The sequence below is a fragment of the Aestuariirhabdus haliotis genome, assembly GCF_023509475.1.
GTDB lineage: Bacteria > Pseudomonadota > Gammaproteobacteria > Pseudomonadales > Aestuariirhabdaceae > Aestuariirhabdus > Aestuariirhabdus haliotis.
Window position 1 is genome coordinate 21232 of record NZ_JAKSDZ010000006.1, and the last position, 18711, is coordinate 39942.

The 18711-nt window shown below is 55.3% G+C and carries 14 protein-coding genes; 4 read left to right on the plus strand and 10 right to left on the minus strand.

The features are described from left to right. The first annotated feature begins 13 nt into the window (after positions 1–13). Together mnmC and MIB40_RS06545 are read left to right on the plus strand one after the other, a co-directional pair. The gene (gene mnmC, locus MIB40_RS06540; RefSeq protein WP_249692191.1) at positions 14–2035 is read left to right on the plus strand and encodes a bifunctional tRNA (5-methylaminomethyl-2-thiouridine)(34)-methyltransferase MnmD/FAD-dependent 5-carboxymethylaminomethyl-2-thiouridine(34) oxidoreductase MnmC; all 2022 of its coding nucleotides are present in this window, start codon (positions 14–16) and stop codon (positions 2033–2035) included. A gap of 171 nt (positions 2036–2206) precedes the next feature. After that, on the plus strand, positions 2207–3499 hold the full coding sequence (locus tag MIB40_RS06545) for an NAD(P)/FAD-dependent oxidoreductase (protein WP_249692193.1): 1293 nt from the start codon (positions 2207–2209) through the stop codon (positions 3497–3499). Between the two features lie 62 nt (positions 3500–3561). On the opposite strand, the gene MIB40_RS06550 is transcribed toward MIB40_RS06545, so the two are convergent. Then, on the minus strand, positions 3562–4374 hold the full coding sequence (locus MIB40_RS06550; protein ID WP_249692195.1) for a sulfite exporter TauE/SafE family protein: 813 nt from the start codon (positions 4372–4374) through the stop codon (positions 3562–3564). Beyond that, the gene (locus tag MIB40_RS06555; RefSeq protein ID WP_249692197.1) at positions 4332–5336 is read right to left on the minus strand and encodes an aminoglycoside phosphotransferase family protein; all 1005 of its coding nucleotides are present in this window, start codon (positions 5334–5336) and stop codon (positions 4332–4334) included. Before MIB40_RS06555 ends, MIB40_RS06550 begins: the two co-directional genes overlap by 43 nt. Positions 5337–5576: 240 nt before the next feature. Here MIB40_RS06555 and MIB40_RS06560 point away from each other — a divergent pair, with 240 nt between their 5' ends. Beyond that, the gene (locus MIB40_RS06560; protein ID WP_249692199.1) at positions 5577–6905 is read left to right on the plus strand and encodes an NAD(P)/FAD-dependent oxidoreductase; all 1329 of its coding nucleotides are present in this window, start codon (positions 5577–5579) and stop codon (positions 6903–6905) included. Between the two features lie 11 nt (positions 6906–6916). After that, on the plus strand, positions 6917–7168 hold the full coding sequence (locus tag MIB40_RS06565; protein ID WP_249692202.1) for a YheU family protein: 252 nt from the start codon (positions 6917–6919) through the stop codon (positions 7166–7168). A gap of 15 nt (positions 7169–7183) precedes the next feature. Here MIB40_RS06565 and MIB40_RS06570 read toward each other — a convergent pair whose 3' ends face one another. The 8 genes from MIB40_RS06570 to MIB40_RS06605 form a co-directional block, all read right to left on the minus strand. After that, positions 7184–7618 carry a hypothetical protein gene (locus MIB40_RS06570; protein ID WP_249692204.1) on the minus strand — a complete coding sequence of 145 codons (435 nt, stop codon included), beginning with the start codon at positions 7616–7618 and terminating at the stop codon, positions 7184–7186. Between the two features lie 155 nt (positions 7619–7773). After that, positions 7774–8373, minus strand: a complete 600-nt coding sequence (locus MIB40_RS06575; RefSeq protein ID WP_249692206.1) for a transglycosylase SLT domain-containing protein — start codon at positions 8371–8373, stop codon at positions 7774–7776. Continuing rightward, a complete protein-coding gene (ligA, locus tag MIB40_RS06580) occupies positions 8370–10400 on the minus strand; it encodes an NAD-dependent DNA ligase LigA (protein WP_249692208.1) in 2031 nt (676 codons plus the stop codon). The genes MIB40_RS06575 and ligA overlap by 4 nt, the downstream gene beginning before the upstream one ends. A gap of 123 nt (positions 10401–10523) precedes the next feature. Then, positions 10524–11723: a cell division protein ZipA gene (gene zipA / locus MIB40_RS06585; protein ID WP_249692210.1), complete on the minus strand. Its 1200-nt coding sequence runs from the start codon at positions 11721–11723 to the stop codon at positions 10524–10526. A 208-nt stretch (positions 11724–11931) separates the two neighbouring features. After that, positions 11932–15435 carry a chromosome segregation protein SMC gene (gene smc, locus MIB40_RS06590; RefSeq protein WP_249692212.1) on the minus strand — a complete coding sequence of 1168 codons (3504 nt, stop codon included), beginning with the start codon at positions 15433–15435 and terminating at the stop codon, positions 11932–11934. Between the two features lie 174 nt (positions 15436–15609). Then, a complete protein-coding gene (locus MIB40_RS06595) occupies positions 15610–16116 on the minus strand; it encodes a cytochrome c-type biogenesis protein (RefSeq protein WP_249692214.1) in 507 nt (168 codons plus the stop codon). After that, a complete protein-coding gene (locus tag MIB40_RS06600; protein ID WP_249692216.1) occupies positions 16116–16655 on the minus strand; it encodes a DsbE family thiol:disulfide interchange protein in 540 nt (179 codons plus the stop codon). Before MIB40_RS06600 ends, MIB40_RS06595 begins: the two co-directional genes overlap by 1 nt. A 17-nt stretch (positions 16656–16672) precedes the next feature. Next, positions 16673–18655: a heme lyase CcmF/NrfE family subunit gene (locus MIB40_RS06605; RefSeq protein WP_249692403.1), complete on the minus strand. Its 1983-nt coding sequence runs from the start codon at positions 18653–18655 to the stop codon at positions 16673–16675. Positions 18656–18711: the final 56 nt, after the last annotated feature.

The window sequence follows — 18711 nt, forward strand, 5'->3', positions numbered from 1 at the left end:
TAGGGTGACCTACTTGACCGATAACGGCCGCAACAACGCTCATCAAACACCAATCGCCTGGGACGAACAGGGTCTGCCCCGCTCCAGCCTCTACGATGATGTCTACTTCTCGGTCAGCGGCGGTCTGGAGGAGAGCCGTCATATTTTTCTTGCCAACAACCGTTTGTCCGAGCGCTGGCAGGCACTATCCGAAAACGACCACTTTACCGTAGCCGAAACCGGTTTTGGCACGGGCAAGAACTTCCTGTGTTGCTGGCAGCTGTGGCGGCAACAAGCCCCTTCCAATGCCCGACTCCATTTCATCAGCACCGAAAAACACCCGCTCGGCCGTGACGACTTAAAGCGCACATTTTCCCTTTGGCCCGAGCTGGAACCCCTGGCTCAAGCACTGTTACATCAGTATCCCGCCGCCTGGACCGGTATTCACCGTTTGATCTTCGATGAAGGCCGTGTCTGCCTGACCCTATGCCTGGGGGATGCTCTGGAGAGTCTGGAGCAATTACAGGCAAGCGTCGATTGCTGGTTTCTCGATGGCTTTGCTCCCGCCAGAAACCCGGACATCTGGCAACCCGCACTTTACATGAGAATGTCTCAACTTAGTAATCCGAACGCTACCTTCTCTACCTATACGGTAGCCGGCATGGCTCGGCGCGGCCTGGTCGCAGCAGGATTTCATGTCGAGGTGGCCGAAGGTTGTGGGCTGAAACGGGAGATGCTACGCGGTTTCTTACCACGGCCGGTGGAATCTGTACCCTCAGGAAGCCCATGGCAATACCCGGCAAACAGTAACCTTGGCGGACGAGAGATTGTGGTGGTTGGTGCCGGCCTGGCAGGTGCCAGTTGCGCCTACGCCCTGGCTCGTCGTGGCTGGAAGGTAAGAGTGCTTGAACAACACAGCGAACCGGCGCAGGAAGCATCAGGAAATCCCCAAGGGGTTCTGTATACCAAACTGTCGGCTCAGGGGACCTTGCTATCAGAGTTAGTGCATCAGGGTTATCACTTCAGCCTGGCCTTGTTGCGCCAGCTGCTTCCTCCAGACCAACACCCTTTGGCCTGGTCTCCCTGCGGTATGGTTCAGCTCGCCTACAACGATAAGGAGTTAAAACGCCAGCAGCAGCTGTTAAACAGCAACCTGGCTCATCCACAATTCTTCCAGGCACTGAACGCTGGCCAACTCAGTGACAAGGCCGGCGTTGAGGTCGGTGTTGGCGGTTTGTATTACCCGAACGCGGGTTGGGTTAATCCCGCCAGCCTCTGCCAGGCCCTGTTGTCCCATCCCGCGATCACCCTGACAACCCATTGGCCGCTGACCTCCCTGGAAGCTATCAATCCGGGTTCCGGATGGCGGCTGAGCAACGATCGGGGTGACAGCCTGGACAGCTCCAGGGTGATACTGACCACCGGTCGGGATTGTCATAGCTTACCCCAGAGCCAATACCTGCCATTAAAGTCCATTCGCGGACAGATCAGTTATCTGGCATCGGGCACCAGCAATTCCGACTCGTCGTGCGGACAACTGCCCAGGACCGTTCTCTGCGGTGAGGGGTACATTGCTCCTCCAAGGCTGGGTCAAGTCAATGTTGGCGCGACCTTTAATTTCGATAGCGATCTGCGTGAGTGCCGCGATCAGGATCATGAGTTCAACCTCGATCTGCTGCATCGGCTCAGCCCGGAACTGCATCAATACCTGAATGCCAGCTTGCCTAATATCACCGGTGGTCGGGCCAACTTCCGCACCACATCGCCCGACTACCTTCCCCTGGTCGGAGCCCTGGTCGATGAATCCGCTTTCCTGGAGACCTATTCCAGGTTGAGAAAAGACGCCAAAACGCAGTTCGACACCCCCTGCCCTTATTTGCCTGGACTCTATGTGAGCACCGCTCACGGATCCAGAGGACTGGTGACCTGTCCTCTGGCTGGCGAGATGCTGGCCAGCGAAATCTGCAACGAACCATTACCCGTAAGCCTCAAACTGCATCAGAACCTGAGCCCTAATCGTTTCCTGGTACGTCAACTGATTCGTAACCGGATTTGATCAGGCCTGATATCAAGGCTGGATCTTCCCCCTGCGCTCGACCTCAAGCGGGCCCGATGCTGTGACGCGTCCATGACCCGTGCCCAGCCATCGAACCCTTGCCAATCGGTCAAACCAGAGGGTATGCTGCTGTAAATTTTAATTTACACATCAGAAAGTATATTCAACAACATGAAGATACCCGTACACAGCGCGAATCACGCCCCCTCTTACTACGCCGCGACGGCCAACCGACAGACGGACTATCAAAGCCTGCAGGGGGATCAAAGTGCGGATGTCTGTATTGTCGGGGGAGGATTCACCGGTGTCAGCACAGCTCTGAACCTTGCCGAGCGCGGGTATAAGGTTATCGTGCTGGAGGCCCACAAGATCAGCTGGGGGGCTAGCGGACGCAATGGTGGTCAGCTAATCCGGGGAATCGGTCACGGCGCCGATCAGTTTCGAAACGAGATCGGCACCGAAGGCGTCGAAGCGATCTTTCGAATGGGGCTCGAAGCGGTCGAAATTGTGCGCAATACCGTCGATCGTTATCAAATAGATTGTGACCTGACCCTGGGTTACTTCGATGCTGCGACCAAGCCACGCCATATGCGCGAGCTGGAAGAGGACTATGAGTCGCTCACTGGCTATGGTTACCCTCACGAACTCAAGATGCTGGATCGCTCCGAGGTTGCTTCCGTGGTCGGCTCGGATATGTACATTGGCGGCCTGGTCGATATGGGCAGTGGTCACCTTCATCCGCTTAACTTGTGTCTGGGTGAAGCCGCTGCGGCAGAATCTATGGGCGCGCAGCTCTTCGAACATTCTGCCGTTACCCGCATCAAACATGGCACCCGGCCCGTGGTTTATACCGAGCAGGGTAGCGTCAATGCCGATTTTGTAGTGCTGGGCGGTAATGCCTACATTGGCAATCTGGAGCCCCGCATTGCAGGCAAGGTACTACCCGCCGGTAGTTATGTGATCGCAACCGAGCCCCTGCCGGAGACCCTTCATAGCCGGTTAATGCCTCGCAATATGGCCATCTGCGACCAGCGTGTGGCTCTGGATTATTACCGTTTGAGTGCCGACAAACGTTTGCTGTTTGGCGGCATGTGTAACTACTCGGGCCGTGAACCGGCCAGCATCACCGCCGCCATGCGGCCGAAGATGCTGAAAGTCTTTCCTGAACTTGAAAGCATCACTATCGACTACGAATGGGGGGGCAACATTGGCATTGGCGCTAACCGCATGCCGCAACTGGGTCGAATCGAAAACAACGTGCTCTTTGCTCAGGCCTACTCCGGTCACGGTATCAATGCCACCCATATGATGGGGCGACTCGTTGCAGAGGCCATCAGTGGTCAGGCCGAACGCTTCGATGTTTTTGCCGGCATCAAGCATATGACCTTCCCCGGCGGGAAACATTTGCGCAGCCCCCTGCTGGCAGCGGGCATGCTCTATTACCGTTTTATGGATCTGTTCTAACTGTGTTTATAAGCGGGTTAACAGTGATTGAGGGCGCTGACAGGGGGATCTGACAGAAGGCTTCACGCCGTACCTGCACCCTGCACCAGCAATCCGGTCGTGCCGTCATACAACAATTTGACACCCATGACGCAGAGAAAGAAATAAGCCAGTCGATAGATGGTTCTCTCATTCACCTTATGCAGCAGATAAAAACCCAACCGGACCCCGATAGGCGCTAGCGGAATCAGCACCAACGACGTCATCAGGTTCGCGGTTTGAAAGCTGCCCAGCCAGGCATAGGGAAAGAGCTTAACGACATTGACCGTGGCAAAAAAAATCGCAAAGGTTCCCATTAACAGTTTTTTGTCCAGCTGTTGGGGCAACATATAAACACTCACCGGAGGCGCTCCGGCGTGAATTCCAAAACTGGTAAAACCGGCGACCATGCCCCAAAACGAACCCTTCATCACATTGGGGCCGGTTTTCTGGTGATAGCCCGGATTAAACCAGTAGTTCAAACAGAAAACGACCGCGATCAAACCGATCAGAATGCGAATCGCATCATCGGGCAGATAGCGAAAAAAGAACGCCCCGACCACCACACCGGCTACCGCCGCCGGTAACAAAATTTTCAGGTTAAGCCGGTCGTATTGACCGCGAAAACTCCACAACGCCACTGCATCCATCACTACCAGAATCGGTAATAAAATGGCTGCCGCCTGCAATGGCGGTACTGCTAACGCCATCAACGGCACACTCACCACCGCAATGGTGCCACCAAATCCCCCTTTTGCCATGCCAAACAGCAATACGGCCGGAATAGCACAGAGATAAAAGAAGGGATCGGTGATCATGCCGTCAGGTCCAGCGGTTGCCCCATCTGCGGTAGCCATTGCTGGAACCAGTTACGCACGGGTAGCAATTCATCGCTTTGCAAATTGCGCATCAGTAGTGCAACCACTCTGGGAATATGCTGCAAGTAGACCGACTTGCCGTCCCGCACCATCAGCCGCACAAAAATGCCGGCAACCTTGGCATGACGCTGGGCCGCCAACACACGATAGCTGCTCATAAATTGTTTGGCATCAAGCTCTGGCCTTGCTGCCAGATACTGTTCGAGCAACCGGGTTTGCAATTGCGGGGTCACATCCCGCCGAGCATCTTCGAGCAACGACATCAGGTCATAGGCGGCATTGCCCAGCAAAGCATCCTGGAAATCCAGCAAACCGCACTCAGCCCCCTCCCCTTCACCTTCGATACGCATCAGGTTATCGACATGAAAATCCCTCAGTACCAGGGCCGGTGCTTGACCCTCCAGCAAGGCAAAGCAATCCAGCCAGGCCTCACGGTACTGTTCAACAGCCTCCTGCGGACAAGGCGTGCCGGCCAGTGCGGGGTAATACCATTGCACCAACAACAGGGCCTCATGGAGTAACGCCTGGTGATCGTACTCGGGAAGTTCGATCTGGTGACTGTCGGGATTATTGTGCAGGCGAATCAACAGCTCCACAGCCATCGAATACAACGCCGCTTCGGATTCGCCTTTGGACAATAAACGACTGAAGGTTTCATCGCCAAAATCTTCCAGCAACGCGAAGCCTTGCTCGACATCACTGTCGAACACACGGGGAGCTCGAAAACCGAGGCGAATAAGATGGTTGGCGATCTGAATAAAAGGACGAATATCTTCTTGCGGTGGAGGCGCATCCATCAACAAACAGCCGGAGGTTCCCTGATGCAAACGAAAATAACAACGAAAAGAAGCGTCCGCCGCCAACACTTGAACGTCTGCCTTCCCCCAGCCATGCTGCGCTATAAATTGGTTTCGCGCCTGCTGGCGATCCTGCCCCTGCATACTTGATCCTTGGTTTTTAATTCGATTCGTACTCTATCACGCTACACATTCGATGCCAGTGGGCTTCAGCCATTACCAATAATAATCCTGTACATTTAACCGATATGATCATCGAGCCCGTTACAATCACCCTTCATTGACCATGGCCTGAGGTAGATTGAATTGAGTCGAAGCGCTTCCTTCTGGCCAGCGTGACTGCTACTGTGATGTTCAATATAAACAACAGCTGTAATAAATAACATGCTCTATCATCCAAGCGCATACGATACCTCCAGCCCCGTCCCCAGCTACTGGGAAGCCTCAGTACAGCGTTCCGAGCTACCAACTCGCCCCGAGCCACAGCACTATGACGTGGTGATTATAGGGGGCGGTTTCACCGGGCAAAGCGCAGCGCTCACCTTTGCCGAACAAGGCCAAACCAGCGTGGCCGTGCTCGATGCTGGAAAACCCGGCTGGGGAGCCTCAGGGCGCAATGGTGGTTTTTGTTCCGTCGGTGGTACCGGACTTTCCTACCGGGAGATTGAGCAACAGTTCGGGCAAAGCGCTTGCCAGCATTTCCTTCGCATGCAGACACGCACCATTGAGCGAGTGGCCGAACGTGCCGGTCAATATGCCTGGAATATTGACGCCTGCCTGCCTGGCGAACTGCAACTGGCCCACAGCCCTAAAGCCTTCAAGGCACAGCGGGAAAAACAGCAATACCTGCAGCAACGTTTTGATCACCCCACCGAGCTCTGGGATAAATCAACCTGCCAGCAGCAGGGTGTCGACTCCCCCGCCTTTTATGGCGGCCTCTATGTCCCCTCAGGGTTTGGTCTGCACCCGTTGAAATACGACCTTGCCCTCACCCGAACATTGCTCGACATGGGGGTTCACTGGCACGCCGAAACCTTTGTCGATCGCTGGCAAAGAATTGGCCAGGGCTTCCAGATACAGACCTCACGAGGCGATTTCAGCGCCAAGCAGCTGTTGATCGCCACGAACGGTTATACCCGCCCCGGGCTCCTGCCCAACTACGAAGCCGGGTTGATGCCGGTACAATCCAATATTCTGGTCACCCGACCTTTAAGCCTTGAGGAGCAGCAGCAACAAGGCTGGCATTCAACCCTGATGAGCTACGATAGTCGCCATCTGTTGCACTATTTCCGTTTATTACCCGATGGCCGTTTTCTGTTTGGCGGCCGCGGTGGCACCTCCGCCAATCCCAATACCCTGGCCGCTATGCGTGCCCTGCTGACTCGGGACTTCCATCAGTTATTTCCCGCCTGGAAATCGGTGGAGATTGAGTATTTCTGGCGCGGTCTGCTCTGCTTGAGTGCCACCAATATGCCCCATGTCTGCGAGTTGCCAGACAATCGCGGCGCTTATGTGGCGATGGCCTTTCACGGCGACGGTGTAGCTATGGGCAGCTGGTGTGGTGAACAGGTTGCCCGTCAAATGATGGGCATGGACAGCGACTTACCGGAATTTATGCGCCAGCCCCCCAAAGCCTTCCCATTACCAGGGTTGCGCCCGCTCTATCTCAGGGCCGGGTATCTCGGGTACCATATGCTCGACCTTTGGAGCTGACCCCGACACTTATGATTATCCCTCACCGCGACCTGCAACCAGCAACCCTGACCAACCTTATCGAGGAGTTTGTCTCCCGGGAAGGCACCGACAACGGCTTTGATGACACCCTGGAGCAACGGGTACAAGCGGTGCACCGATTGCTGGAAAGTGGTGAAGCGGTGATTCTCTATACCCAGCTCACAGAGAGCGTCAATATCATCATGCGCCATGACCTGCCTGAAGAGGCCGAACTGGATGCCATGAACCAGGTGCAAGATTGAAAAACCGTCTGCTGACTAGCTGCGCAAGCTGCCCTCGTGCTGCCATTCACAGCGCACCTTGATATTGCCGGTACCCGGTTTGTGGAAGCTGGTGTCGGAATCCCAGGTGAAAGTGTGGGTTCCAGAGAGTTCGGTTTCCAGGTGAACGGCGACCGATACCCAATACATCGATTGCAACAACTGCTCAAACTTGGCCACCCACTGCTCCCATTCGTATTCGATGGCACGATAGGAAGCGCCAAAGTGGATCACCTGGGTTTGAAAGGTGCTGTTTTCCGTTATCTGGCTACCGGTTGAGGCAAACATCTCGCGGGACAGGAAGGGCCAGTCGTCCATGCCAGGCAACGACTTTATGGCGCGCTGATTGTGCATTCGGCGTACCTGCATTTCGCGGTCGTCGCCAAAGGGCAAATCCTTGATACAGCCATAAACAATCGACTCGTGATCCACGCAGTCCTCTCCTTGTGTTCGCTATAGTCAGTCGATAGCCGTACAAAAACTACTATGACCTGGTAACCGCCGCCATTGTGCTATCGACTCAATGCTCCACGATACCCAAAAGCATAAGCGAGGGGAACGCGGGAAATGCAAAAATTCAGAACCAGTTAAAAAAACCAGCTATCCAGATCATCTTCGCAGCGCCGCAACTGGGCACCATAGTCGCTGGCACGACGTTTCACTTTTGCCGCCACCCGGGTTAACCAGGGCTTACTCTTATAAGTGCCTCGGCGGTATCCCCCCCAACCCTCATGGTAGTTGAGGTAGAGCTTGTCGGCATGCCATTTGGAAACACCGTTCACCTGATGGGTCTTCCAGGTGTACCAACCGATAAAATCGATGGCATCGGCAAAATCATCCCGATCCGCCCCCCAGCTACCGGCCTCTTTCAGGTAGTCATCCCAGGCCGGTGTTTGCGCCTGGGCATAACCGTAGGCCGATGAAGGACGAGGGCCGGGAATAAAACCCAGATACCAGGTACGGGGCGGCTGGGCGTCGGACACAAAACGGGACTCCTGGTGCATAATCGCCATCATCACCTGGATGGGTGTACCCCAGCGTTGATTCGCGTCCTGGGCGGCCTCATACCAGTCGTCCTGCTCACGGAAAATAGAGCAAATATTATTCGGATTTTTCGGCGGCGAAGTGGCGCAACCCGGTAAAAACACGGACAACAACAGTGCCAGAAAAAAGCGATTCTTATTCACCTTTTACTTTCCAGTTGTGCCAGACGATCAATAAAAGCCGGTTCATCAAGCACCGGAATCCCCAACTGCTCTGCCTTGGTCAATTTCGAACCCGACTTGTCACCCGCGACCAGCATGGAGGTTTTGGCCGAAACCGAGCCGGCGACCTTGGCGCCCAAAGCCTGCAATCGGCTTTTGCCCTCTGAGCGTCCCATGGTGGTGAGGGTTCCAGTCAGTACCCAGGTTTCCCCTTCCAACGGCCGGGCGCTGAGGTCGACTTCGAGATCGGGCCAGCTCACGCCTTGTTGTTGTAGATCCTGCAGCACTTCCAGATTATGGGCCTGACGGAAAAACGTATAAATATGATGGGCCACAATGGGACCCACATCGTCCACTTCGAGCAGTGCTTCTTCGCTGGCGTCACAGAGCGCCGGAAGATTCAGAAAATGCCTGGCCAGGCTCAATGCGGTGGCTTCACCCACCTCACGGATACCCAGGGAATAAAGGAATCGGGGCAAGGTTGTGGTACTGGAGCTTTTGAGCGCGTCCAACAGATTTTGTGCGGATTTCTCGGCCATTCGTTCCAGGCCACTGAGCTGCTCGAGACTCAGGCTGAACAGATCCGCCGGGGTTTGTATCAGCTGCTCGTCGACCAACTGTTCCACCAGTTTATCCCCCAGCCCCTCAATATCGAGCGCCTTGCGGGAGGCAAAATGTTTGATCGCCTCCTTACGCTGGGCACCGCAAAATAACCCGCCACTGCAACGCGCGGCAGCCTCGCCCTCGGCTCTCTCGACCTCAGAGCCACAGACGGGACATTCTTTAGGCAATTCGATGACAGAAGCGTCATCGGGTCGCTGCTCCAGCACAACCTTGACCACCTGGGGAATGACATCTCCGGCGCGGCGAATCACGACGCGATCCCCCTTCATCACCTGCAGGCGTTCAACCTCATCCATATTGTGCAGGGTGGCGTTACTCACCGTCACCCCACCGACAAAGACCGGTTCAAGGCGAGCTACCGGCGTCACGGCGCCGGTACGCCCGACCTGGAATTCCACATCCAGTAGCTGGGTCATCTCTTCCTGAGCGGGAAACTTATAGGCGATGGCCCAACGCGGCGCGCGGGAAACAAAGCCCAGTCGTTGCTGCAGCTGCAACGAGTTGACCTTGAACACGATGCCATCAATTTCATAAGGCAGCTGGTCCCGTTTTTGGCCCAGTTGCTCATAATAAGCTTGGCAGGCCTCGGCACCTTTGACGACCGCCATTTCGCTATTGATGCGCAACCCCCATTCATTCAACAGGTGCAGCACATCGCTGTGGAGAGGGGGCAGCTCAAAGCCTTCCACCCGGCCAATACTGTAGCAACACATCTGCAGGGCACGACTGGCCGTAATTTTAGGGTCCAGTTGGCGCAGGCTGCCGGCAGCGGCATTTCGGGGATTGACAAAGGTTTTTTCGTTATTGTCCCGAGCCCGCTGATTGAGCGCATCAAAAGCCGCCTTGGGCAGATAGATTTCACCACGAACCTCGAGCACCGGAGGAATCGAATCCCCCCGCAGTCGAAGCGGAATAGAGGCGATGGTACGCACATTCGAGGTGATATTTTCACCAGTGCTGCCATCACCTCGTGTGGCGCCCCTGACCAGCAGCCCATTTTCATAAAGCAAACTAACCGCGATACCATCCAGTTTGGGTTCACAGGCGTATTCGAGGGGCTCTGAATGTCGTAAACGGTCCTGCAAGCGCTTCTCGAAGGCCTGCAACTCTTCGGCACTGAAAGCGTTATCGAGCGACAACATGGGCACTTCGTGGCTAACCTGCTCAAAGCCCTCCAGGGGTTCACCACCTACCCTTTGGGTGGGTGAATCTGGAGTCAGCAGCTCGGGATACTCCGCTTCCAGTTGCTGCAGGCGACGCAGCAATCGGTCGTACTCGGCATCGGGCACCGAGGGGTCGTCGAGCACGTAGTAGCGATAATTGTGTTCATTTAACTGCTCACGCAGCTGCGCCACTTCCTGCGCGGCCGGCTCGGGATGATTCATCGTGCTCTCGATACTTTTTCGGTACTTGATTCGATACTTAAACAGGTGCGAAATCAGCGCTGAACGCTGACCGGTCGCTAGTCATATTGGGCCAGCCCAGGATAGAGGCTGGCCTGAGATCGATCAAAAGCGATCCCGCTCACGGGTTAACTGACGACGTTCAAATTCGGTAATACGCTGCTTGCAATGGGTCAGGGTTTGTTGGGTCATAACGCTGCGGCTTTCATCTTTTAATTCGCCGTCCAGCTCCCGGGCAATGGTCTGGGCCGCGGTAGCCATCATCTCAAACGCCTTGAGCGGCTCTTTCGGCCCAGGCAATCCCATAAACAGTGTCACCAGCGGCGTCTGCAGCTGATCCATGTGATCCAGATCGAAGCTACCGGGTTCGACACCATTGGCCAGACTGAACTGCACCGGCCCTTGGCCATCGAACTGCTCATGACGGTGAAAAATACTCATTTCACCATATTTCAGACCATTGCCAAGCAGCAGTTGCAGCAGCGGTTCGCCCGCGAAGGTGCCACCATTTCGAGCCAGCACGTTAATCACTATAATCTCTTCGGCGGGGGGACGCTTTTCACTTTCTTTCGGTGCCGTCGGTTCTGCAGCTTTGGCAGGTGCCGGTGTACTGCGCTTTCGAGTCTCTTTGCGAGGCGCCGGAGCTTCAGGGGTTTTACCATCCACTTCCATCAATACCGGAACCGGCTCGTCGAGGTTCAACGACGTCTGGGCCGGAGCTGCCGCAGATTCTGCGCCAGGCTGATAGGCATCAACCACCGGCTCAGCCTCGCTGCGAGTATAGCTTGTATCCGTTGCTACCTCGGGTTCAGTAGCCGCATAAAAGGGCTCCGGGTCGGCTTCGGGCATGGGCGAATCATCGAGTGCCGAACCAAAGGATTCTTCTTCAACGATCTCTGAAGCAGGCCCTGATACGCCGCTGTCATGGAGCGACTGAGCGGATGCTTGTTCATCGTCATAAGCTGTCGATGCTTCAGAATAGCCGCTTTGGGATTTACGAGGCGGCGGCATAAAGAGCGGGTCATTACTTTCATCATAGCCATGGGAATTTTCATCATAGCCGGCGGAGCTTTCATCATAGGCATCAAAGCCTTCATTCTGATCAGGTTCGTCACCGCGAAGTTTTACCCTGGCGCCGCCGTTTGGCAGTTCATCATTAAAATCCTGGGAGCTACTGCCAAAGGAAAAATCGAGGTCTTTCGGCTGGCGACGCGCCACCCGCATCCGACGGTAACCATCGGCCAGAATACCCAGGATCAATATTACGGCTATAACGACCAGCCACTCACGCACACCCATATCCATGTTGTTTCATTCACCCCTGTTCAGTCATCTCTGGATGACTCGTACCTGCACACACCGGTTTTCCCTGATGCCGCCGAATAAAACGCTCGTTCCTTACAGATACTCAGGACCAAACATTCGACAGAATCTATACCGTCCAAATCCCCTTCGGGTATGCCGTTCATTATCGAACAGCACTCAAGAAAACTCAAAAATTCTCTAGCCGTTTTTACACCGCTGCCAGGGCGGCGGCTTCCTCAATATCTACCGCTACCATACGGGAAACACCAGGCTCGTGCATCGTCACACCCATCAGCTGATTACCGGCTTCCATAGCAATCTTATTGTGGGTGATATAGATAAACTGCACCGAGGCCGACATCTCCTCAACCATGCGGGCGTAACGGGCCACGTTGGCATCATCCAATGGGGCATCGACCTCATCGAGCATACAGAAAGGCGCCGGATTCAACTGAAAGATCGAGAACACCAGAGCGATGGCGGTAAGCGCCTTTTCACCACCGGACAGCAGATGAATGGTACTGTTTTTCTTACCCGGAGGTCGCGCCATGATGGTCACACCGGTATCGAGCAGATCATCCCCGGTCAACTCCAGATACGCGTGGCCGCCACCAAAGACTTTCGGGAACAGAATCTGAATTCCGCTGTTGACCTTCTCGAAGGTCTCCTTAAAGCGACTACGGGTTTCCCGGTCGATCCGCCTGATGGCGTTTTCCAGGGTATTCAGGGCTTCTACCAGATCATCGTTCTGGGCATCCAGATACTCTTTACGCTCAGCCTGGGACTTGTATTCATCGATCGCCGCCAGATTAATAGCACCGAGTCGCTGGATTCGATTATCCAGGCGGCGTAACTGGTCTTCCCACTCGCTGTCGGTGGCGTCTTCCGGTAGGTTGTCGAGCACCGTGGGCAGATCAAATTGCTCCTCGGCCAACTGCTCCTGCAAGGTCTTGCGCCGCACTTGCAACGCCTGCCACTCCATTCGATTCTGCTCCAGCTGACCACGCAGGTTCTGGGCATGCTGTTCGGCTTCGGAGCGCTGTTTCTCATGCTCACGCATCTGATGATCGAGTGCCTCAACCTGGCGGCGGGACTCGGCCAACTCCTCTTCCACCACCACTCGTTGCTCCAGCAACTCTTCGAGCATCAATTTCTGCTCGGCTACCGGCTCATCGCTTTGGTTCAAGCCTTGTTGTAATTGCTCTTTGCGCTCTTTCAGCTGCTCCATCTGTGTTTGCAGGCGCTGTTGACCACCGCGGGTCGCATCGAGCTGAGTGCGAATGGACTGGTAACGTAACTGCAACTGGTGCGTACGATCCTTATCGTGGCGAGAACGCTGGCGAGCCTCATCGAGCTTGGCTCGATTGTCATCCCGCAGCCGTAACAACTCTTCCCGTTTCTCGGCATCGCTCTCCATCAAATCGAGGGATTCCTGCAATACCAGACGGGCTTCGCCCAGCTTTTCCTGCTCCAGCGTTTGTTGCTCCCGAATCTCTTCCAACTCACTGTCGATGCCTTCGCGACGAGCGGCGGTCTGCTCGATACGAACCCGCTTGGCTCCCAGCTCAGCACGCAGCTCACTCTGCCGACGGCTCTGGTCGGCAATCGTTTTTTGCAATTCGTCCCGTTCCAGTTCAGTTTGCTTCAGGGTTTCCCGATGTTGCTGCAGGTTCTCGGCAAAGCTTTCGACCTGCTCTTGATCCGTCTCGATACTGGCAACCAGTTCCTCGAGTTCCTGCTGGCGCTGCAATACGCCGGCTTGCTGGTCTTCGTCCCGGGCAACCCGCAACCAGTTGTGCCCCACCCAGATACCGTCACGGGTGATGATCGACTGGCGCCCGGTCAAGTTCGAGCGTTGAGCCAGGGCCGAGGTAAGATCTTCGGCCACCGAAATGCCGTCCAGCAAACCCGCCAAATCCGTCTCGGAGCGAACCTTACTGATCAGGCCCGCATCGTTTGTCGATGCATGGCTATTGCTCTGCCCCTGCTCAAGAGCCATCAAGGTGCCGGCATCCAGGCTGCCCAATAGATCTTCCAGCGGGTCCAGGCCCTCGACACAAACCGCTTGCAAGGTATCCCCCAAAACGGTTTCCAGCGCCAGTTCCCAGCCTTCATCGACCTGCAACTGCTCCGCCAGACGCGGACGATCCGACAAACCCTGCTGTTCCAGCCAGCCCCCCAGGGAACCACGCTGACCCAGTGCGGCCTGTTGCAAGGCTTCCAGAGAGGCCCGGCGCCCTTGCTGACTTTGCAGTTGAGTGCGGCGCTCATCCAGTGCAGAGCTGGTTTCCTGAATGGTTTCGCGCAATTGTTCAATGCGTTCCTGCAAGCCTTCGCGATCCATCTGCTGGTCTTCCCCAGCCATCTCCAGTTCACTCAGCTGCTCGCTGAGTAGTTCGAGTTCCTCTTCCCCTTCATCGGTACCCAGGTCGGCACGTTCATCCTGCAATTTACGAATGCGCTCACCCTGCCGCGTCACTACCTGCTCGATATGCTGAATGCGGGACTGTTCGACTTCCGCCCTTTGACGGGGCTCCGAGGCGCGCTGGTTGAAGGTATCCCATTGCTGCTGCCATTCCTGCATCACCTCTTCGGCGCCTTCCAGGGTCAGGGTGGCTTCCTCTTCGGTCTCGCGAACCAGCTCCAGTTCGGGTTCGATCTCTTCCAGTTCCAGTTCCAGGCGCTCGACCAGTTCACGATCGGCATTGAGGTGGGTGCTGGTCTCTTCCCAGTTTTTCTCCGCTTGCTGCAAGTCTTCCAGTAACTGACGAGAACGTTCGCGGGTATGTTGAATGGTTTGCTCTATGCGGGCAATTTCTCCACCCACACTGTAAAAACGTCCCTGAACTTCGTTAAAACGGTCGGTGAGCTGGGTGTGCTCATCGCGTTTCTTCTCGATCGCGGTATCCATGGAGCGCTGGTCGGCGACAAAGGATTCCATACGCACTTCGAGGTCGCGTATGGTGCCCTCTTTTTCGCTCACTTCGCCATCAATCGCACGCCAGCGCAGGGCGCTGAGCTGCGCTTTTTTCAAGCGCTCGTCGGCTTTGAACTCCTTGTATTTCTCCGCCGCCTGGGCCTGACTATGCAGGTGATGCAACTGGCGCTCGAGTTCTTCGCGCAGGTCGGTCAGGCGCTCCAGGTTTTCATTGGTACGGCGAATGCGGTTTTCGGTATCACGCCGACGCTCCTTGTACTTGGAGATGCCGGCCGCTTCTTCGATAAAGACCCGAAGCTCTTCGGGTTTGGATTCGATCAGATTGGAGATGATGCCCTGACTGATAATGGAATAACTGCGCGGTCCAAGGCCGGTACCCAGGAAAATATCGGTGATATCACGACGGCGGCATTTGGTGCCATTGAGGTAATAGATATTCTTGGCATCTCGGGTCACTTTACGACGTACGGAGATCTCACTAAAAGCCGCGTATTCACCGCGAATGGTGCCATCGCTGTTATCGAACACCAGCTCAACCGAGGCCTGGCCGACAGGTTTTCGAGCATTTGAACCGTTGAAGATAACGTCCGTCATGGACTCACCACGCAGGTTCTTGGCGGAGCTTTCTCCCATCACCCAGCGTACGGCGTCGATAATATTGGATTTTCCGCAACCGTTTGGCCCAACTACTGCACACATGTTGCTTGGAAACTGAACGGTCGTCGGATCCACAAAGGATTTGAATCCGGCGAGTTTAATACACTTGAGTCGCATGCGATCTAATGGTCCTGAATCGGGGAAGACCCGTTTGCTGCGGCCTTCCCCGGGACGCAAAACGAGCTCTTATCAAGTGACTCAGTTTACACGGCCATTGCGCCTTGTGGAACTGGGCAAGGGGAGATCAGGACCGAACGAACGCCAGCCCTGCGATCGATTTAACGTCTTCGGCTATTTTTCGCCCAGCAGCTGTTTGAGGCGTTGCTGTTCATCGTCACTTAACGACTCGAGCGGTGCAGCAGGGCTATTGGCGCCAGCGCTCGCTTTGTCCGAAGACCTGACCGTTATCTGGGCTTGACGGTTCTTGCGTAACAAGCCAAACAGCACCACCAACCCCATTAACAGAAACAGCACCGGCCCTCCCCAGAGCACCAGGGTCTTGGCACTGAAACGGGGCTTGTAGAGGACAAAATCACCGTAACGATCGACCAGAAAATCGACAATCTGGTCATCGCTCATACCCTCTTCCAGCATGCGATAGATTTCACGACGCAGATCGTTAGCAATAGGCGCATTGGAATCGGCGATATTCTGGTTCTGGCACTTGGGGCAGCGGAGTTCATCGGTCAGCACCGAAAAACGCTCCTGCCGATCCGGGGTACTGAACTCATAGGTATCGATAGCGGCCTGAACCTGAGGCACCAATAGCACCAACAGGAGAATCAACGCACGTGTCATCACCCCTCCTCCTTGCGCAGCTGCTCTACCAGCGGCTTGAGCGTGTTGTGCCACAAACGCTCGTCCACTACCCCTACATGCTTGTAACGAATCACACCCTTGCTATCCACCAGGTAGGTCTCCGGCGCGCCGTAAACCCCAAGATCGATACCTAATCGACCATCGGCATCCTCAATGCTGAACACATAGGGATCGTGCAATTGCTTGAGCCAGCGTAACGCCTGTTCTCGCTCATCCTTATAGTCGACACCATAAATCTTGATACCTTCCTTACGCGCCAGCTCGACCAGATAAGGGTGCTCAACCCGACACGAGGGGCACCAGGTTGCCCAGACATTAACCAGTGAGACCTCACCCAACAGATCCTGACGACTGACTTTACGCGTAGGATCCTTCACCGTCGGTAGAGAAAACTCGGGGAAAGGCTTGTTCAATAAAGCCGAAGGCAGAATGTCTTTCTCCAGGAACAAGCCCTTGTAGAGAAAGCCCGCAATCACCACAAAAATGATCAGGGGAATAAACAGCTTAAAACGTTTCATTCTGATTCCTTAGTTGTTCAAGCGACAGCCGACGAGGCAGGCGTCGCCAGATCTCGCTGTGCGACGCGTTCGCGCATGCGGTAACGACGGTCGCAGGCGGCCAGTAAACCACCGAAGGTCATCAGCAAGCCGCCCAGCCAGATCCAGCGAACAAACGCCTTATACTGAACCCTCACCGCCCAGGCACCATCCCCCAGGGGTTCACCCATGGCAAGATAGAGATCCCGATTAAGACCAGCATCGATCGCCGCTTCGGTCATTGGCATTTGCGAGACATTATAAATGCGTTTTTCAGGGGTCATTTGGGTGTAAAGCTCGCCGTCGCGATACACCTCAAACACGCCCTCGTCACCTTCGTAGTTGGGTCCGACCAAATGGCGCGCGCCGACAAACTTGAAGCTGTAGTCATGCAAGGTGATGGTATCGCCGGGCTCCATTCGCAGGTCTCGTTCGATGGTGTAATAGCTGGTTAACACCGCGCCCAGGATAGCAGCCGCCAGCCCCAGGTGGCCCAGCACCATGCCCCAATACACCGGTTTCAACGACCGTACTCTCGCCCAGATGCCAGACTTGTTACGGGTGCGATTGAGCATATCTTGCAAGGTCACCAGCACCACCCAGAACACCAGCGTCATCGCCAATAAAACGGAGAAATAGAAGTTATCGCCGTACAGCACACTGAAGGCCACCCCCAGCACAACACTCAAGACCAGCGAGCGTTTGAGTTGTTGCCAGAGATAACCGGATGAGGTTTCTTTCCAGCGGGAGACCATACCCACGCCCAGCGTGGCAGCCATTAATGCAACAAGCGGGCTAAACAGAGCATTGAAATAGGGAGGCCCCACCGAGATCTTGCCGCCACCCATGGCATCCAGCAAGAGCGGGAACAGGGTACCCAGCAACACCATGGCGGCGGACACGGTCAGCAGGATATTGTTGATCAACAGAAAAGCCTCACGGGCACTCCAGTTGAAGGTGATTTTGCTTTTCACCTCGGGGGCTTTGAACGCATAGAGGGTCAGCGAACCACCCACGACAAACAGCAGGAACATCAGAATAAAGGCGCCCCGAGCCGGGTCGGTGGCAAAGGCATGCACCGAGGTCAATACACCGGAACGAACCAGGAAGGTACCCAGCAAACTCAGGGAGAAAGCGAAGATTGCCAACAGTACGGTCCAGCTTTTAAACACTCCTCGCTTCTCGGTTACCGCCAACGAGTGCATCAGCGCCGTACCGACCAGCCAGGGCATAAAGGACGCATTCTCAACCGGATCCCAGAACCACCAGCCGCCCCAGCCAAGCTCGTAATAAGCCCACCAGCTGCCCAGTGCAATACCAATGGTCAGGAAAGCCCAGGCCACATTGGTCCAGGGTCTGGACCAGCGCGCCCAGGCGGCATCCAGGTGTCCACCCAGCAGCGCCGCGATGGCAAACGCGAAGGCCACAGAAAAGCCCACATATCCCATATACAACAAGGGCGGATGCAAAATCAGTCCGATATCCTGCAGCAACGGATTGAGGTCATTACCATCTGCGGGAAAATTGGGTAACAAACGATCGAAAGGGTTGGATGTCAGCAGCATAAAGAGCAGGAAGCCAACACTGATCATACCCATGACCGACAATACCCGCGCCATCATTTCCCGGGACAGGCCCTTACTGAAAATGGAAACCGCGTAGGACCAACCGCCCAGTATCACCACCCATAACAACAGCGAGCCTTCGTGCCCTCCCCAGACAGCACTGATCTTGTATTGCACTGGCAGCATGCTGTTGGAATTCTGAGCAACGTACTCGACCGAGAAATCGTCGCGCACGAAAGAGATCGCCAGACATACCAGGGCGAACATCAGGAAGCTGAACATGCCCCAACTGAGCGGGCGGGCCAGGGACATCCACTGGCGATTACCGCTATAAGTGCCCGCCAGAGGGACCGATGCAAGGGTTATCGCAAACATCAGCGCCAGAATAAGCGCCAACTGGCCAAATTCCGGAATCATTGTTGCCATTTCAGAGATCATTGTTCCACACGCCTCCGGCGCTTCAGGTTAGGGGA

Coding starts and splice junctions, on each gene's coding strand:
- MIB40_RS06545 (WP_249692193.1), top strand. CDS start 2,207: ATGAAGATACCCGTACACAGCGCGAATCACGCCCCCTCTTACTACGCC.
- MIB40_RS06550 (WP_249692195.1), bottom strand. CDS start 4,374: ATGGCTACCGCAGATGGGGCAACCGCTGGACCTGACGGCATGATCACC.
- MIB40_RS06555 (WP_249692197.1), bottom strand. CDS start 5,336: ATGCAGGGGCAGGATCGCCAGCAGGCGCGAAACCAATTTATAGCGCAG.
- MIB40_RS06560 (WP_249692199.1), top strand. CDS start 5,577: ATGCTCTATCATCCAAGCGCATACGATACCTCCAGCCCCGTCCCCAGC.
- MIB40_RS06565 (WP_249692202.1), top strand. CDS start 6,917: ATGATTATCCCTCACCGCGACCTGCAACCAGCAACCCTGACCAACCTT.
- ligA (WP_249692208.1), bottom strand. CDS start 10,400: ATGAATCATCCCGAGCCGGCCGCGCAGGAAGTGGCGCAGCTGCGTGAG.
- zipA (WP_249692210.1), bottom strand. CDS start 11,723: ATGGATATGGGTGTGCGTGAGTGGCTGGTCGTTATAGCCGTAATATTG.
- smc (WP_249692212.1), bottom strand. CDS start 15,435: ATGCGACTCAAGTGTATTAAACTCGCCGGATTCAAATCCTTTGTGGAT.
- MIB40_RS06595 (WP_249692214.1), bottom strand. CDS start 16,116: ATGACACGTGCGTTGATTCTCCTGTTGGTGCTATTGGTGCCTCAGGTT.
- MIB40_RS06600 (WP_249692216.1), bottom strand. CDS start 16,655: ATGAAACGTTTTAAGCTGTTTATTCCCCTGATCATTTTTGTGGTGATT.
- MIB40_RS06605 (WP_249692403.1), bottom strand. CDS start 18,655: ATGATTCCGGAATTTGGCCAGTTGGCGCTTATTCTGGCGCTGATGTTT.